This window comes from Sphingomonas sp. P2_B6 (assembly GCF_056404755.1).
This window is the reverse complement of sequence record NZ_JBFUDK010000011.1, coordinates 125,360-141,661: the sequence shown is the minus strand read 5'-3', so window position 1 is coordinate 141,661 and position 16,302 is coordinate 125,360. Positions and strand designations below refer to the sequence as shown.

Annotated in this window: 14 protein-coding genes; 11 read left to right on the top strand and 3 right to left on the bottom strand. The window is 65.9% G+C overall.

Going from position 1 to position 16,302, the window contains the following annotated elements; translation table 11 throughout:
• Positions 1 to 148 precede the first annotated feature (148 nt).
• Genes AC1DX5_RS16270 through nagA form a run of 3 tightly spaced genes read left to right on the top strand, consistent with a single transcriptional unit; the run spans position 149 to position 3,059 of the window.
• Complete coding sequence (locus AC1DX5_RS16270; RefSeq protein ID WP_465172979.1) at positions 149 to 892, top strand: GntR family transcriptional regulator; 744 nt, start codon at positions 149 to 151, stop codon at positions 890 to 892.
• On the top strand, positions 889 to 1,923 hold the full coding sequence (locus AC1DX5_RS16265; protein ID WP_478016386.1) for an SIS domain-containing protein: 1,035 nt from the start codon (positions 889 to 891) through the stop codon (positions 1,921 to 1,923). Before AC1DX5_RS16270 ends, AC1DX5_RS16265 begins: the two co-directional genes overlap by 4 nt.
• The gene (nagA, locus tag AC1DX5_RS16260) at positions 1,923 to 3,059 is read left to right on the top strand and encodes an N-acetylglucosamine-6-phosphate deacetylase (RefSeq protein WP_478016385.1); all 1,137 of its coding nucleotides are present in this window, start codon (positions 1,923 to 1,925) and stop codon (positions 3,057 to 3,059) included. The genes AC1DX5_RS16265 and nagA overlap by 1 nt, the downstream gene beginning before the upstream one ends.
• Positions 3,060 to 3,065: 6 nt before the next feature.
• On the opposite strand, the gene AC1DX5_RS16255 is transcribed toward nagA, so the two are convergent.
• Positions 3,066 to 3,578: a DUF5681 domain-containing protein gene (locus AC1DX5_RS16255; protein ID WP_478016405.1), complete on the bottom strand. Its 513-nt coding sequence runs from the start codon at positions 3,576 to 3,578 to the stop codon at positions 3,066 to 3,068.
• Positions 3,579 to 4,126: 548 nt separating this feature from the next.
• Between AC1DX5_RS16255 and AC1DX5_RS16250 the strand changes: the two genes are divergently transcribed.
• The 4 genes from AC1DX5_RS16250 (at position 4,127) to AC1DX5_RS16235 (ending at position 9,054) form a co-directional block, all read left to right on the top strand.
• Positions 4,127 to 4,753, top strand: coding sequence for a RibD family protein (locus AC1DX5_RS16250; protein WP_478016384.1), 627 nt, complete (start codon positions 4,127 to 4,129; stop codon positions 4,751 to 4,753).
• On the top strand, positions 4,753 to 5,523 hold the full coding sequence (locus AC1DX5_RS16245; RefSeq protein ID WP_478016383.1) for a hypothetical protein: 771 nt from the start codon (positions 4,753 to 4,755) through the stop codon (positions 5,521 to 5,523). The genes AC1DX5_RS16250 and AC1DX5_RS16245 overlap by 1 nt, the downstream gene beginning before the upstream one ends.
• Positions 5,524 to 5,534: 11 nt before the next feature.
• A complete protein-coding gene (locus tag AC1DX5_RS16240) occupies positions 5,535 to 7,376 on the top strand; it encodes a WD40 repeat domain-containing protein (RefSeq protein ID WP_478016382.1) in 1,842 nt (613 codons plus the stop codon).
• Positions 7,377 to 7,443: 67 nt separating this feature from the next.
• Positions 7,444 to 9,054, top strand: coding sequence for a hypothetical protein (locus AC1DX5_RS16235; RefSeq protein ID WP_478016381.1), 1,611 nt, complete (start codon positions 7,444 to 7,446; stop codon positions 9,052 to 9,054).
• A 60-nt stretch (positions 9,055 to 9,114) separates the two neighbouring features.
• Here the strand turns inward: AC1DX5_RS16235 and AC1DX5_RS16230 are convergent, their stop codons facing one another.
• Entirely contained in the window at positions 9,115 to 10,341 is a 1,227-nt protein-coding gene (locus AC1DX5_RS16230; protein WP_478016380.1) for a hypothetical protein, read from the bottom strand.
• 100 nt (positions 10,342 to 10,441) lie between these two features.
• Here AC1DX5_RS16230 and AC1DX5_RS16225 point away from each other — a divergent pair, with 100 nt between their 5' ends.
• Positions 10,442 to 11,617 carry a glycosyltransferase family 4 protein gene (locus tag AC1DX5_RS16225; RefSeq protein ID WP_478016379.1) on the top strand — a complete coding sequence of 392 codons (1,176 nt, stop codon included), beginning with the start codon at positions 10,442 to 10,444 and terminating at the stop codon, positions 11,615 to 11,617.
• Between the two features lie 111 nt (positions 11,618 to 11,728).
• Here the strand turns inward: AC1DX5_RS16225 and AC1DX5_RS16220 are convergent, their stop codons facing one another.
• Positions 11,729 to 12,481, bottom strand: a complete 753-nt coding sequence (locus AC1DX5_RS16220; protein ID WP_478016378.1) for a hypothetical protein — start codon at positions 12,479 to 12,481, stop codon at positions 11,729 to 11,731.
• Positions 12,482 to 12,579: 98 nt separating this feature from the next.
• Between AC1DX5_RS16220 and AC1DX5_RS16215 the strand changes: the two genes are divergently transcribed.
• The 3 genes from AC1DX5_RS16215 to AC1DX5_RS16205 are packed head-to-tail and all read left to right on the top strand — an operon-like array spanning position 12,580 to position 16,246.
• Complete coding sequence (locus tag AC1DX5_RS16215) at positions 12,580 to 13,257, top strand: class I SAM-dependent methyltransferase (protein ID WP_478016377.1); 678 nt, start codon at positions 12,580 to 12,582, stop codon at positions 13,255 to 13,257.
• Positions 13,254 to 15,386 (top strand): GNAT family N-acetyltransferase, encoded by a 2,133-nt coding sequence (locus AC1DX5_RS16210; RefSeq protein WP_478016376.1) that lies wholly within the window; start codon positions 13,254 to 13,256, stop codon positions 15,384 to 15,386. Before AC1DX5_RS16215 ends, AC1DX5_RS16210 begins: the two co-directional genes overlap by 4 nt.
• Complete coding sequence (locus tag AC1DX5_RS16205; protein WP_478016375.1) at positions 15,383 to 16,246, top strand: glucosamine inositolphosphorylceramide transferase family protein; 864 nt, start codon at positions 15,383 to 15,385, stop codon at positions 16,244 to 16,246. The genes AC1DX5_RS16210 and AC1DX5_RS16205 overlap by 4 nt, the downstream gene beginning before the upstream one ends.
• The last annotated feature ends 56 nt before the right edge of the window (positions 16,247 to 16,302 follow it).

Below are 16,302 nucleotides of genomic sequence, written 5' to 3'. Positions count from 1 at the left end.
GAAACATGTGTCATACCAATGACAGCGTCAAGCAGGATTTTTGCAAGTCCACTCACGTTGGTGCAATTTTATTGTGGAAAATGGTATTTGATTGGTCTTATAGAGGTTGGGTCGGCAACGGCTGGCGAGCAGGAGCGGGGATGCGCGAATGACCAATCTGGCCGACAAGATCGGGTCGCTTGACGGCAATGCGCGGGCGCCGCTGTATCAGCAGATGCAGGACGCCCTGCGCCGCGGGATCGAGACCGGGTCGCTGCGGCCGCAGGAAGCGCTGCCGCCCGAGCGCGATATCGCCAAGGAATTCGGCATCTCGCGCATCACGGTGCGCAAGGCAGTCGACGGGCTGGTCGCGGACGGCATGCTCACCCGCCGCCAGGGCGCGGGCACCTTTGTCGGTGGACGAGTCGAGAAGCAATTCTCGAAGCTCACCTCCTTTTCCGAGGACATGGCGGCGCGCGGTCGCACCGCGCGCAGCGAATGGATCATGCAGACCGAGAGCACGGTGAATTCGGACGAGTCGCTGACCCTGGGTCTCAGCCCCGGATCGCGCGTGTTCCGCTTCCACCGCATCCGCTACGCCGATGACCAGCCCATGGCGCTCGAATATTCGACGGTGCCGGGTTTCGGCCTGCCCGGGCTCGATGTGGTCGGCGTGTCGCTCTACGAAGCGCTCGAAGGGGCGGGGCACCGTCCTGTGCGCGCGCTGCAGCGATTGCGGGCGGTGCTGTTCGACAAGGATCAGGCGGCATTGCTCGGCATCGAAGCCGGCGCGCCGGGGCTGTTCATCGAGCGCCGCGGTTTCCTGGAGGATGGTCGCGCGATCGAGATGACGCACAGCTGGTACCGGGGTGACGCCTATGACTTCGTCGCTGAGCTGAACGCGCTGGCATGAGCATCGCGCCTGAATCGACCTTGATGTTCGCCGAGGCGGCCGAAGCCGCGGCGGTGGTTACGCGTCAACGCGCGGCCAACCGGATAGCGGTCGAGGCCCTTGCGGTCCGGTTGCGCGCCGAGCCGCCGCGCGCCGTGTCGACCTGCGCGCGTGGCTCGTCGGATCATGCAGCGACCTTCGCCAAGTATCTGATCGAGACGGTGATCGGGGTGCCGGTCAGCTCGGCCGCACCATCGGTTTCTTCGGTGTATCATGCCGCAGCACAGCTCGACGACACGCTGCTGTTGGCGATTTCGCAATCCGGCCGCAGCCCCGATCTGCTGAGCATGGTCGAGGCAGGCAAGGCCGGCGGCGCCTATCTGGCGGCGATGGTCAATGACGCTACCTCGCCGCTCGCCGCACTGGCCGATGCGCCGCTGCCGCTTCACGCCGGCGCGGAGAAGAGCGTGGCGGCGACCAAGAGCTATATCGCGTCGCTGGCGGYGATCGTGGGGCTGGTCGCGGCCTGGGCTGAGGACGCTGCACTGTCAGAGGCGCTCGATGCAGCGCCTGAGTTGCTCACCAAATCCTGGCAAGCCGACTGGACGCCGCTGGTCGACGGGCTCGCTGACGCGCGGGGCCTGTATGTCATCGGGCGTGGCCTCGGTCTCGGCGTCGCGCAGGAAGCGGCGCTGAAGTTCAAGGAGACCTGCGGGCTGCATGCCGAAGCGTTCAGCGCGGCCGAGGTACGGCATGGGCCGATGGCGCTGATCGGCCCCGACTTTCCCGTGCTGGTGTTCCGCCAGGACGATGAGACCGCACCGGGCGTCGACGATCTGGTGCGCGAAGCGCTGGGGCAGGGCGGTATCGTCTATTGTGCGGGCGGCAGCATTTCGGGCGCGGTCACCCTGCCGACGGTTGACGCGGCACCCGCGATCCAGCCGATGCTGCAGATCCAGTCCTTCTACCGCGCGGTCAACGCGCTATCGGTGCGCCGGGGCTTCGATCCCGATTCGCCGCCCCATCTGCGCAAAGTGACCGAAACCGTCTGATGGCCACTGCCCTTTTCAACTGCCGCCTGTTGATCGACGACGCGCTGGTCGGCGGCATGGCCGTGCTCATCGAAGACGGCCTGATCGCGGCGGTCATCGCGGATCGCGATATCCCCGCGTCGGCCGAACGGCGCGACCTGAACGGCGCGGTGTTGGCACCGGGGCTGATCGACACGCAGGTCAACGGCGGCGGGGGCGTGCTGTTCAACGATGCGCCGACGGTCGAGACGATCGCGACGATCGGCGCAGCGCACCGGCGTTTCGGCACGACGGGTTTCCTGCCGACCCTGATCAGCGACGATCTCGCTACGGTGCGCGCTGGCGTTGCCGCAGTGGACGACGCGATCGCGCGCGGCGTGCCGGGGGTGCTGGGCATCCATATCGAGGGCCCGTTCCTCAATGTGGACCGCAAGGGCATCCATGATCCCGACAAGATCATCACGCTGGATGATGACGGCTTTGCCGCGATTACGGGGCTGAAGAACGGCGTCACCCTCGTCACGCTCGCCCCGGAAAAGACCAGCGCGGCGATGATCGCGCGGCTCGCCGCCGCCGGCGTGATCGTCGCGGCCGGCCATACCGATGGCAGCTATGAGGCGATCCGCGGCGCGCTGGACGCGGGGATGACTGGCTTCACCCATTTGTTCAATGCGATGTCGCCGCTTGCGTCGCGCGAGCCCGGCGCGGTCGGCGCGGCGCTCGAGGACCGGGAAAGCTGGTGCGGGCTGATCGTCGACGGGCGCCATGTCCATCCCGCGACGATGCGCGTCGCAGTGAATGCGAAGCGCGACCGCATCATGCTCGTCACCGATGCGATGCCGAGCGTCGGCCAGACCGACAAGAGCTTCGTGCTGCAGGGCCACCGGGTCGAGGTGGTCGACGGCGTCTGCGTCAATGAGGACGGCACGCTTGCCGGATCGGACCTCGACATGGCCCAGGCCGTGCGCAATGCGGAGACGATGCTGGGCGTATCCCAGGCCCAGGCGCTGACCATGGCCGGGCGCAATCCTGCGCGGTTCCTGCGCCTCGATCGAACCCATGGCCGGATCGCGGCGGGATATGCCGCCGATCTCGTCGCGCTCGATTCGGAGGGCCGTACGCTGGCGACCTGGATTAGTGGCCGGAGCCAAGGCTGATCGCCGCTATTTCACGCCACCTCCCTCCTCACCATACCCGCCTCTGATTATCACCCGCCCGGAGCGCGAATCGACCAGGATGTCGTCCTCATAGGAAGCCTCGGGCTCACGCCCATAAGGCGCCCGCTCCATCAGATTGTAGAGCGCGAGCTGGTCGCGCATCTGGTCGTTCTCGGCCTGCTGCACCATTTGAGTCCAGCGCCGCAATGCCGCCTGGTTGCCCTTCATCGCCGCCTCGGTGAGCGATCGGAAGACCGCCCGATGCGCCGGCAGCTCGATTGCGGCGTCTCCTTCGCCGAGTCTCACCAGGCGATAGGCCTCCTCGAGGATCATCGCGCGCGTCGGCTGATCCGATCCGGGCAAGCGGTCGCCTGGCGCGCCGGTCGCGCGCCGTCCGGAAGGACGCCCAGCGGGGTTGCCGGAACTGCCCTTGGCGAACCGCCCCCGAACACGCTGCGCTGGCCCCGCGTCGTTGTCGTCCCTCGTTTCGACCCTCGATTCAAATCTCTGCCTGGTCATGTCATCGTTCCAGCCATGGTTGATCCCACCGCCTTCAAACCCGATCGCGCCGATGATTTGAATCAAGCGCTGCCTGTTTCGCCGGCAATCCCACCTGTTTCCACCTGTTCGGCGAATAACAGGTGGCGGTGCCTAAAGTGTTCGATCGGAACGATAAATCCGCGCGCCGAATCCAACATAACAGGTGCAGAAAAATTCGGCCGCACAACGGCCAAAACCGCGTTCGTGCGATCGGATCAGCGCCTCTGCTGACGTGTGACTCCATGCAAGGCGCGGTAGTATAATTCATACTATTTAGGTAGGATATGGCTACTGCAAACGTGAAATAAAAAGTCCAGACAAGATGTCACACGAATGGTGGTAAACACCGACAAGCTTCGAAATCAATGTTCTGTGTGCAGTGCGGCAAGTTCCACTATAAATGGTTGTAACACTTCTTTCTCACTGTTCTTCCCATGCTATTCAGCGCCGGCGCGATGCCCTGGTTTCTGCGACATGCAATTGTCGTGGACAACGATGGTCAGGGGGGAGAGGCGCTGGAGAAGTGAATGCGGCGGCCCTTCATCCATATCAACTTCGCCACGGAGGACGTGCGCAGCGTTCGCCAGCCACAGGGAATCTCCGGGAATATTTCCTGTGGCGCCGACTGGCACCGCGTGCACATCCTGCGCGAGCGCTACGATGCCATCGCGGTCGGTGGCAGGACCTGGAACATCGATCGGCCCCGCCTGACGGTTCGGCCGGAAAAGCTGGGACGAGAGCCGCGCCGGCAACCGAACCGGGTCATCTTCGCCGGGTCGCAACCCTGCGCGATGTCGCATCCCGGCGCCCCCGCGTTCGTGGTCAGCTCGCACGACCATGTCGATCCCAGCGCGGTCGCGCTGGCGATGAACGGTCATGATCTGCATGGGCCACTGACGTCGCTCTATGATCACGGCATCGAAAGCCTGCTGGTCGAGGGCGGGCCGACATTGTTGCGGTCCTTCTTCAATCAGGGATTTGCCGACCGGGTGACGATCTACGTCCGCGCGAGCACGGCGGAGGGCGCCGATCGTGGTGCTCGTGACACGCTCGGCGTGTTGCCCGTCGAGTTTCGGGCGAGCGCCTTTGGCGAAGGTTTCCTGCTCGAATCCGGCGTGGTGGAGGTTGCGCTCCAAGCGGGGGCGGCGCGGTGATGCCCGGCCAGCCGGTCCGGTTCGTCATCTTCGCCGCGCCCCGGACGGGCAGCAACCTGCTGTGCAGCCTGTTGAACGCCCATCCCGATGTCCTGTGTCATCACGGCCTGTTCAATCCGGGCGGGCTTCACTGGGCGCGCGACTGGCAGCCGGGCGGCGCTTTTCCGGGCGGCGTCGCGGCGCGGGATCGCGATCCGGCGGGCTTCATCGCGTCGGTCTGGGCCTCGGGCGGAAATGCCCGGGCGATCGGCTTCAAGATGAACCGGGACGAGAATGGCGATGCGGTGGATACGCTCCTGCGCGACCCGTCGGTGCGCAAGATCCTGCTCAGGCGGCGCAACCGGGTGCGGACCTATGTGTCCGAAGAGATCGCGAAGCTGACCGGAATCTGGGAGAGCTACGACGCGCCGGTCGACCCGGCGCTGCCGGTGGTGCATGTCGAGCCGGGCGACCTGATCCGGCACAGCGCCTTGAACGCAGCCTATTATGCCGCGATCGTGGATTCGCTCCGCGCGTCCGGACAGACATGGCGCGACACGCATTATGAGGCGCTGGGCGATCCCGGCGAGATGGCCGGCGTGCTTTCCTTTCTGGGGATAGCGGCACCGTCGCCGCTGTCGGCCGCCAGCCACAAACGCGGCCCCGCCGATCTGGGCGCCGTGGTGGAGAATTTCGACGACCTCGCCGGCGCCCTGCGCGGGACCACGCTGCTCGACGATCTCTACCGGTGCGACATGCCCGAACTCCATCACCACGATTTCACGCCGTAGGAGCGCCGCTGATGCTCAACGCCAACATCGCCCCGATCGCAGCCGATGGCTTCACCCGCCACCGCGGGCCGGTCACCTCGGTTGCCGCCATTCCGGGCCGCGCTGCCGCGATCGCCGTCGCCTATGACGGCGCGGTCAGCCTGTTCGATCTCGAAGCCGGAACGGCCGAGCTGCTCGGCTATCACCGCCATCTCGCCAATCATGTGACGGTGAGCGAGGACGGCGCCTGGGCGGCTTCGTCCTCCTCGGATTACGATATCTATATCTGGGACCTGGCGGCGCGGAAGCTGGCGCTCGTGCTGCGCGGGCATAGCGACGATGTGGAAGGCTTTGCCTTTGTCGACGAGTCGGCCGGCGTTTCCGCCTCGCGCGACCGGCGGATCATCGTGTGGGATCTCGTCACTGGCACCATCCGCCGGACGATCGAGGGGCATGAGAAGGACGTGCTGTCGGTCGCCTGCCGCGACGGGCTGATCTATTCGTCGGGCGACGACATGACGCTGCGCCAATGGGATCTCGCCACCGGCGGACTGATCCGCACCTGGGGCCCGTTCGAGACCGAAACCGACACCTGCGCCATCGATATGCTGAACGGCCGCGTGGTGCTGGGCTGCGACGACGGCGTCATCCGCGTCTTCGATGCCCGTGAGGGCACGGCGCTGGCCTCGATCGAGGCGCACGGATCGGGGATCAAGAAAGTCGCGGTATCGCCGGTCAATGGCGACATCCTGTCCTGCGCCTATGATCAGGTGATCAGGATCTGGGATGCGGCGTCCTTCGCGCCGCGGGTCGATCTGGAAAACCATGCGGCGAAATGGGAACGGTCCTTTGGCTGGTCCCCGGACGGCAGCACCATCCTTGCCGGCACCTTCGACGGCACCGTCGTGCAATGGGATGCGGCGTCAGGCCGGATCCTGTGCGAGATCGGCGGCGCGCCGGGTGACCAGGGCAATGCCTGTTTCAACGAGGCCGCCGCCGGGCCGGACGGCAGCGTGGCGCTGGTCGCCGATGACGGGATGGTGCGGCTGATCCGCCTGACCGATCGGGAGGCCAGTCTCGTCGCGCGTACTGCCCCGCCCGGCGGGCGCCGCCTGATGAACGCGGTGACCCGCGATCCCGGCGCTGACCGGGTGATCGCCGGCTCGCATGACCACAAGCTGCATATCTTCGGTGCCGGGCTGGAAAGCGTGGCCGCGGTGGCGCTGGGGCAGGGGCCGATCAATTCGATCCGGGTGGCGCAGTGTGCCGGCCATGAAGGCGCGCTGTTCGCTGCCTGCTACAGCGGTGCGATCGTGCGGGTCTCGCCGGACGGGCGGGACGTTCAGGCGCATGGGCTGCACGACGGCGCGGTGAAGGCGCTGCGCCTGCACCCGAGCGAAGCGATCGGGGTGAGCTGCAGCGCCGATGGCGGGCTGCTGTCCTGGACGCTCGACGGGGAGATCCTCAATCACTTCCCGGGCCACACCGCGATCGTCGACGATGTCGACATCTCTCCCACGGGCGACCGGATCGCCAGCGCGTCGCGCGATTTCACGCTGAACGTCTATGACCTGGCCGACGCGCGGCTGACTCATTCGATCGAGCTTGGGCGCCGTTCCCCCAAATCGCTCTGCTTCTGGGATGCCGAGACGGTGATCGTCGGCGATTATTGGGGCGCGCTGGTCAAGGCAGATCTGCGCACGGGCCGCGTCAGCCGCCGGACCATCGCGGCCAACGGCATTAGCTCGCTGTCGCGCAGCGGCGATGGGCTGATCGCCTCCTCCTATGACGGGGGAATCTATCTCGTGTCCGTCCCCGATCTCGCCGTCCGCAACGTCTATCGCGCGATGACCCAGCGGGTCGGCGCCACCTGACTCGACCGCAATCTACCGATGTTGTCAGCGTTCCCGATTTCACTGAATTTCTGAAGGAGCATGCGAAATGAAACCGAGCAAATGGCTATTATCGGCCGGCCTGTTTCTGTTTGTCGGCATCGCCGCCAAATCATCCGTCCAGTCCCAGACGCCCGCCGGCCCGGCGCCGCTATGCGCCGTCAGCAGCGCCGAGTTCGCCACCTGGAAGGTCGGCAATAATTTCGCCCCGCCGAGCAGTTCCAGCTTCCAGCCCTCATCGGATTGCGCTTTCTACAAATGGTCGTCGCAGATGTTCCTCTGGCTGACCACCAAGGACGCGCGCGGCAATTTGCTGATGTTCTCGCCGAAGTTCGATAATGCCGTCGAGGACACCGCGACCGGTGCTTTCCAGCTGGTCAACAGCACCGGCGTGGATGCCCAGGGTAAGTCGAACGTCTCGTTCCGCGTCCGCGTCAACAAGCCCAGGACGCTGCTGCTCAAATCGGCCAACAGCACCAATAACGTGGTCGGCGGCCCGGCGGGCGATACGGACTCGACCGGCCAGGCAGGTGGCGGCGTGCTGATCGTCAATGGACAGCCCATCGCGGCGCCCAGCGCGCCCGGCATGTCGACCTATCCGGTCGTCTATTATGCGATCCAGGAAAATGACGTCTTCACGGCGCTCAAGGAGCATTGGCGCAAGGTGCCTTATTATCGGGTCGGCCCGAACAAGACGAATTTCCCGATCACGCTCGACCAGGCGAAGGAGATCCAGAAAGCCTCCGGCAAGACTCTGCCCAATCTCGAGCAGCTCGCGATCGAAGTGAAGACTGCCTGGGTCGATGTCGCCTATCTCACCACCGCTCAGGCCGGCAGCCTCATCCGGATCAAGTCGGACGTCCCGGCCTTTACCCAATCGACCAACACGCAGGGGCAGCTGGTGCTGACCTGGGATGGCGAGACCATGGTCACGCGGACCCTGGCGATGGTCGGCATGCACGTCGTGGGGTCGGTCAACTCTCATCCGGAAATGGTCTGGGCGACGTTCGAATCGAACTTCAACAGCCCCGATGCGACCTATTCCTATCTCAACCAGAATTACGATCCCGCCACCAAGGCGTGCAAGACGAGCACGAGCTGCCTCAATACCGTCACCTTCAGCCAGACGAGCAGCCAGTCTTCGATTTTCTACAACGGCACGAAGGGCGCCCCGACTGCACCCGATGTGATCGTCGAAACGGCGTCGTCGGGCAAAGACCCCAACATCGTCAGCATCGTCTCGGCGGGGTCGACCCTCACACCGGCCAGCGTCGCACGCCTCAATCCGTGGGGCAGCCAGCAGCCGGCCACGCCCACGCCGACCGACCCGGCCGTGCTCAACAACACCTTGCTGGTCTCGCTGATGCAGTCGCTTCAGCCGAAGCTGGCCGCGTCGGGTACGACCGGCAAGGCGCTGGCCAATTATTTCCTGGTCGGCGCGATCTGGAGCAACCGCATCATCCCGCCGCAGCCGGGCTACCAGCTGATCGGATCGCAGTTCGTCGCGAACACGACGATGGAGACGTTCCAGCAGGTCCGGCCGGGCAACCCCGATCCGGACGCCACGGCCGCCAACTGCTTCAGCTGCCATGGCGATTTCAACGGCACGCAAGGCACCAGCGTCAGCCACGTCTTCCCGAACACGGTGACGTTCCGCTGATCTCCGCCTGAATGATCCGCCCCGCCGCGACCCTCGGTTCGCGGCGGGGTTTTTTGTGCGTCAGAACCGGATCGAGTGGCGGTGGAAGGCGCGCGCCAGAAGCGGATCGCCGCCATGCGCGAAATAGCGCTCGCGATAGTCGCGCGCGGTGATCGCGTTGACGCTGCTGTTGCTGTGGTCCGACCCGTAGAGGAAGATGTCCGGCGCCGCCTCGGCGAGGCGGACGATCCAGTCCTCATAGATGCGGCGCTTCTGCTCCAGGCTGTAATGAGTCGCGCTGAAGATCGTGCAAAAGGCATTGCTCCACCAGATCAGCGCGCCGGGCTCGTTGCGGATGCGCGCGAGCACGACGTCGGCCTCGAGGATGTTGCAGAGCAGATAGTCCCGCTTCAGCGTGCGGAACTGCCACCAATGATCCTCGAAAACGGCCGCGCCGCCCCAGCGCGCCAGTTCAGCCGCCCATAGCCGGTCGAGCTCCGCCCAATCCATGTTGTCGGGCGAGGCGCCGGGCCAGAGATAATAATGGGCCCCGTTCTGCCGCTCGAACAGGCCGCGCAGGAAAAGCGGATAGTCGCGCCCGTCCCATTCGTTGTCGAGCGTGCACCGGAACTCGAGTGCCTGGTTGCTGTAATCGAAGAACACCACCTGGCTGTCCGCGTCCACGCCGTGCGTCGCGAGGATTCGGTTGGGCTTCAGCCCGGCGGCGACGCAATAAAGGGTCGACACGGGCGACGCGAAGCCGGGCGGGGGCTCAGCGACATCGTCATAGGATTCGTAATTCAGCACGAATACGCCGCGCCCGGCCTTTTCGGACATGTCGTCGAGAAAGCCGAGAAAGCCCGACGCGTTGGCGAGGTCGGGCCGCAGGTCGATCAGATGTCCATCCAGCCCCGGGCCGAACGGCAGGACCGCAACCGCGTCGAGGTTCGGCTCGCCCTCTCGCGCCCAGGCGGCGAGGTCGACCAGCAGGCAGCGGCCGGGAAGGCCGGCGAAGACGACGTCGTGGTCGCCGGTCCATTCCTCCAGCGCGTCGAAAAAGCTGCGGGCCTTGCCGCCGTTCGGGCCGGCATGCTCGGCGACGACATGGCCGTAACCCTGAACGAGGCAATAGCGGGCGCCCGTTTCGCGGGCACGGGTGAGGATCGTGTCGAGATCGGCACCCTCGATGATCGCGCCGAAATAATGCCAGCGCAGCCACGATACGGTGAGGTCGCGCGCACGCCCCGCCGGGGTCCCGGTACCAGCGCTTTCCGGTGAACCGAGCAATCCGCAGATCAGGTCGCGCACATGTCTCTCCCCAGGTCGATACGCAACTCTACCGGGCGGATCGGACGAGGCGCATAGTCGATGTCCCCATTTTGACAGGTAACCGGCTTGACCGCGACGCGTGCCGAAAGGCCTAGTGGCGACGATGGGCGCCACGATACTCCTGCTGCAGGATGCGGCGTATTTTCCGTCCTATGGCGGGGGCAACAAGGCCAACCGCCTGTTGCTGACGGCGCTCGCGGCGCGCGGCTTCGATTGTCACGCCGTGTCGCGCCTGCCCGCCGGGCGCCGGGTCCTGGCCGACCGGTTCAGCGCGCAAGCGCTGGAGGCACGCGGCATTGCGGTCGAAACCGGCGCGCGCGGCATGGTTTATCGCCATGAGGGGGTGAGCGTCGAAGCGCTCGATCTGGACAGTTCCAAGGCGCCGGCACGCATCGCGGAGACCATTCGCAGGACAGCGCCCGACTGGATCCTCGTCTCCGACGATCGCCCGGCGATGCTGCTCGACATCGCCCTGGCCTGCGCGCCCGACCGGGTTGTGGCGCTGGTGCATACCCATTTTCACCTGCCGTTCGGTCCCGAGGCCGAGGCCCATGATCCGGCGCAGCACGAAAGATTGCGGCGTGCGCGGAGCATCGTCGTGGTGAGCGAGCATAGCCGGGCCTATCTCCGGGAGTTTGGCGGCCTGGACTCGGTCGTCCTACACTTCCCGGTATTCGGCGACGGCCCGTTCGACCCGGTCGGGCGACCGGATTCCGGCACCGTGACGATGATCAACCCGTGTCTGGTCAAGGGACTGCCGATCTTCCTCGAACTGGCGGGATTGTTTCCGGATACGCCGTTTGCCGCAGTGCCGACCTGGGGTGGCGACGCGGCCGTCCGCGAACAGCTCTCGCGCCTGCCGAATATGACGGTTCTCGAGCCGGCCGACGATGTCGGCGCCATCCTGCGCACCACCCGCATTCTGGTCGCGCCGTCGCTGGTGCCGGAAACCTTCGGCTATGTCGCGCTGGACGCGATGCTGCGCGGCATTCCGGTCCTAGCGGGCAATCTCGGCGGGCAGCCCGAGGCCAAGCTCGGGGTGGATTTCATTCTGCCGGTCGCGCCTGCCCGGCGAACGGATATGGGCCATGTCGCGCCGCCGCAGGACATCGCGCCGTGGCAGGCCGCGCTGGACAGCCTGTTGTCGGACGGCAACGCATATCGCCGCTGCGCTAACGCGTCCCGCGAGGCGGCGCTACGCTTCCTGCCGGAAACCGATGCGGGCCATGTCCTGCGCTATCTGGAATCGCTCTGAAACTACTCACCCGTATCACCCCCTCCGTTCGTTTCGAGCGAAGTCGAGAAACAGGGCTTGGCGCTTCGTCAGTGTTTCTCGACTTCGCTCGAAACGAACGGGGAGTGATGCTCAACGTCCCGTTTCATGCAGTTCCGCTTCGAGATCGCTTCCGCGCAATGCCTCGCTGAGCGCGTCGAAATTCGCGATGGTTTCCCGCAGCGCAACCGGCGTAAGCTTCCAGGTCTGGCCTTCCGGCTGGGCCGGCCGCCCTTGCGCGCCAAGAAAGGCAAGCGCCGGCTCTATTCCGTCTGGCGAGAACAGATCCTCGTACCAGAGCAGCACATGGTCCTGCGCTGACTCGCACAGCGCGCGCTCGGTCTCGGCATAGAAGCGCTCGTGCAGCGCGATATTCTCCAGCAGGGCGTCGCGATCGACATGCACCTGGGGGCGGGGCGCCGGCGCGCCGCGATCGTCATAGACCACCCATTCGCCGGTCTGCCGCGCCAGCAGCAGCGACACGAAGCTCTTCACCCGGTTGCGCCGCTTCAGGATGATCTTGCGCACCGACGCGTCCGGCACGACGGCGTCATAGGCCGGCTGGTGCTGCCACAGGCACATCTTGAACCCCACCGCGGCCCGCCCGAGATCGGTGCGCCATACGCGGTCAAGGAATTCGACCGGATCGCGTTCCCGCTCCTCCATGCTGCCCAGCCGGAAATCGCTGTCCTGCAGGTGTCGCGCCACCCCGATCACATGGGGGTTGAAGATTTCGTGATGGCACAGGATGCCCGGGTGGGAATTCAGCACCGTGCACAGGAAATTGCTGCCGGTTCTGGTGGCATTCAAGATGATGAATCGAACCGCTTCCGGTGGTTTCGTCATCTTTCGCTCCGGGAAGGACTGGGCCAACAAGACATGAACTGTTCGGGCGGCAAGTCTAGCCTCGCTCGCGGTGCCGGAGAAAGGGCCTTCTTCCTGTCATGGCGACTGAAGAGCATTATGCCGGGGCGAGCGTCTGGGATAGGCGCTTCCGCTCGATCCTCGCCATGGGCGAGCCAGACCGGTCGAGCCAGTGGCTGGAACCGTTCCTGCCGCTGCTGAACGAGCATGATTGCCGCCGCGTGTTCGATCTCGGATGCGGTACCGGCTATGATGCGCTGGCGCTCGCGCGGCGGGGATTCCAGGTCGAGGGCATGGATTTCGCGCAGGTCGCGATCGACCAGGCGCGACAGCTCGCCGATGGGGAGGGGCTCGCGATCGATTTCCGCCAGGGCGATGTCGGTCTGCCGCTCGACTATGCGGACGAGGCATTCGACGCGGTGGTCAGCAATCTGGTGCTGCACAGCTTCGACGATATCGTCCTGAGGCGCATCGTCGGCGAGGTCGGCCGCTGCCTCCGGCCCGGCGGGCTGTTCCTGTTTCACGCCAATTCCATGGCGGATCTCGAGCGCAGGCTCGCCTTCCAGCCCCCGGAGCGCCAGCTCGGGCCTCGATCCTATATCCTCGCCGGCGGCCAGACGATGCACTTCCTCAGCCGCGACTATTGCCAGGCGGTGCTCGCCGGCTGGGAACAGCTCGTGCTGGAGCCAGTGACGAGCTTCGATCCGGACGGAAACCCGATCAAGCAGGTCTGGCGCGGAGCCTTTCGCAAGCCGTGACGCCGCGCACGATTGCCATCGTCGATCCCTATGATGCCGGTTCGATGCTGGCGCCCGCCTTTGCCGAGCATGGCGTGGCGGCGGTGATGGTGGGAAGCACGGCAGCGGTTCCGCGGGAGGCGGCATCGTCCTTCGATCCAGCGGCCTTCCGCGACCTGATCTTCTGGCATGACGATATCACTGAAGCCGTCGCCTCGTTGCGTGGCCATAAGGTGGACCGCGTCATTGCCGGATCGGAAAGAGGCGTGGTGCTGGCCGATCGGTTGGGCGAGGCGCTCGGCCTGGCGGGGAACGGCACCCGTCTCAGCCAGGCACGCCGTGACAAGGCCCGCATGATCGAGGAGGTCGGTCGCCACGGTATCCGGGTGCCGCGGCAGATCGAATCCGGGCGGCTCGACCAGATCATGGACTGGCTGGATGCCGGGGGTCACTGGCCGGCGGTGTTGAAGCCCCGCCTCGCAAAGGGATCGGAAGGCGTCCATCTGTGCGCGTCGCGGGACGAGGTGGCGCGCGCCTTCCATGCCGTTCACGGCCAGGTCGACCGGCTCGGGTTCAGCAACGAGACCGTGCTGGTGCAGGAATTCCTGAGCGGGCCGGAATATGTCGTGGACACCGTCAGCCATGATGGACACCATCGGCTGGCGGCGTTGTGGGCCTATGGCAAGCCGGCGCCGGGTTTCGACTCGATCGGGCTTCTGTCCACCAAGCAACTGCTGCCGCCCGAGGGGCCGCTGGCCGATCTGCTCTTCGCCTTCGCCGTGCGCGTTCTGGATGCGCTGGAGATCCGTCACGGTGCCGGGCATTGCGAGGTGATCGTCGATGAGCACGGCCCGGTGCTGGTGGAGATCGGCGCTCGCCTCCATGGCGGCCCGCCGGCCCATCTGATGTGCCGCGCGGCCACGGGGACCAGTCAGCTCGATCTGGTGGTGCAATCCTGCCTCGATCCAGCCGGCTTTCTCGACCAGGTCTCGCGGCGCTATACGCTGGCCAGCGGCACCGCGATGGCACTGCTGCGCGACGACAGCCTCAGGGGGCAGATCGAAAAGCTGCCTTCCGCCCAGCGCATCGCCTGGAACGCGCCGGCCGGGCAACCCCAGCCACCGGTGGCGGGTGTCGCCACGCTGATCCATGCGGATCGGGACACGGTCGCGGCTGACCTGGAGATCGTCACCGGAGGGATCGCCTGCGACCTGCTCGAGGATCGCGAGGCGGTCGAGACGATCGCGGGAGCGTGGCGTGCGCTGCTCGAACGCTCTCGCTGCAACCGCGCCTTCAGTGGACCGAGCTGGTATCTGGCGGCGCTCGATGCCTGGCCCGAGCACCTGCCCTGTGTGATCGCCGCGCGCCGCGGCGAACAGCTCGTCGGCGTCTTTCCGCTGGTCCAGCACTCGCGCGACGAAACGGCGCGTTTCGCCACGCTGCTGAGCGATTATAACGACCTGATCGTGGCGGATGGCGACGTCGCGGCCGCGCGGCGGCTGATGATCTTTGCGCGCAGTCGCTTTCCCCGGCTCGACCTGACCTGCATCCGCCCCGACGCGAACTGCGCGACGGCCGAGGGCACGGCACCGATGCTCGTCGAGAAGACATTCATCTGCCCGACCGCCGATCTTTCCGGCGGCTATGACGGCTGGTTCGCCGGACGCAGCCCCGGCTTCCAGCGCGAGCTTGGCCTTGTCGTGCGCCGCGCGGCGCGCAACGGTCTTGTCGTGCGCCGGCTCGATCCCGAGCGCGACACGGCGGTCGACCCGGGCATTTTCTTCCTCGACATGCAGCGGGCGCGCTTCGGCGAGCGCAGCCTGTTCCTGCGCGATCCGGCGGCACGGGCCTTTGCGACCGCGATGCTCCCGGCGCTGTGGCGCGAAGGCAGTGTACCGCTGTTCGGGCTGTGGGCCGGGGAGCGGCTGATCGGACTGGACATCTGCATGCTGGGTGCCGACAGCCTCGGCAACTGGAACGCCGGGTTCGTCGCGGACTTCGCGACTTTCTCTCCCGGCATGCTGATGGCGAATGCCGCGGTGCGCGAGGCGTGCGCGCTTGGCCTGGCCGAGTTCGACTATCTTCGCGGCGTGGAGACCTACAAGCTGCGCTGGTGCTCCGGGCAGCGCGAGATCGGCCGGCTACCATGACTGACCCGCTCCCCGGCGACCCGTGGTCGATCGGCCTTTATGCCGGGCCCGATCCGCTTCATCTCGCACCGCCCGCCGGCATCGCCAATCCGATCATGACGCGCGAGCAGGTGACCGATGTGCCGGCGGCCTTTGTCGCCGACCCGTTCCTCCTGCCCTGGCGGGGCGAATGGCATTTGTTCTTCGAGGTGCTGAACCATGGCCGGCGGACCGGCGAGATCGGTTGGGCAAGCAGCCTGGATGCAACCGCCTGGTCCTATCGGGGAATCGTGCTGAGCGAGCCGTTCCATCTGTCTTACCCTTATGTGTTCGAACATGAGGGCGAGGTCTTCATGGTTCCGGAGACGCTCGATGCCAACGCTGTCCGGCTTTACCGCGCCGATCCGTTTCCAACGCGCTGGGTTCCGGTCGCCGACCTTATTTCGGGTCGGCTGGCCGATCCCACCCTGTTCAGGTTCGAGGGGCGGTGGTGGATGTTCGCCTGTCCGGCGCCGTCCACGCATGACGCGCTCGCGCTATTTTATGCCGATTCACTCCATGGCCCCTGGCGCGAACACCCGGCCAGTCCGCTGAAGACCGAAGACAAGAGCAGGTCGCGGCCCGGTGGGCGGGTGGTGGCATGGGACGGTCGCCTGTACCGCTTCGCGCAGGATTGCGGGCCGCGCTATGGCAGCGGCGTGCGGGCTTTCGAGATAACCCGCCTGACGCCCGATCTTTATGCCGAGCGCGAATCCGCCGAAAGCCCGATCCTCGGCCCGGCGGGTGAAGGGTGGAACGGCAAGGGCATGCACCATGTGGATGCATGGCTGATCGCGCCGGATCGATGGATCGCCGCCGTAGATGGCATTCGGATCAAGTGATTCCGGGTCCGTACCGCATCGGCCAAGAGTTTCCTCCTCCGATGTAGCCATTCTGG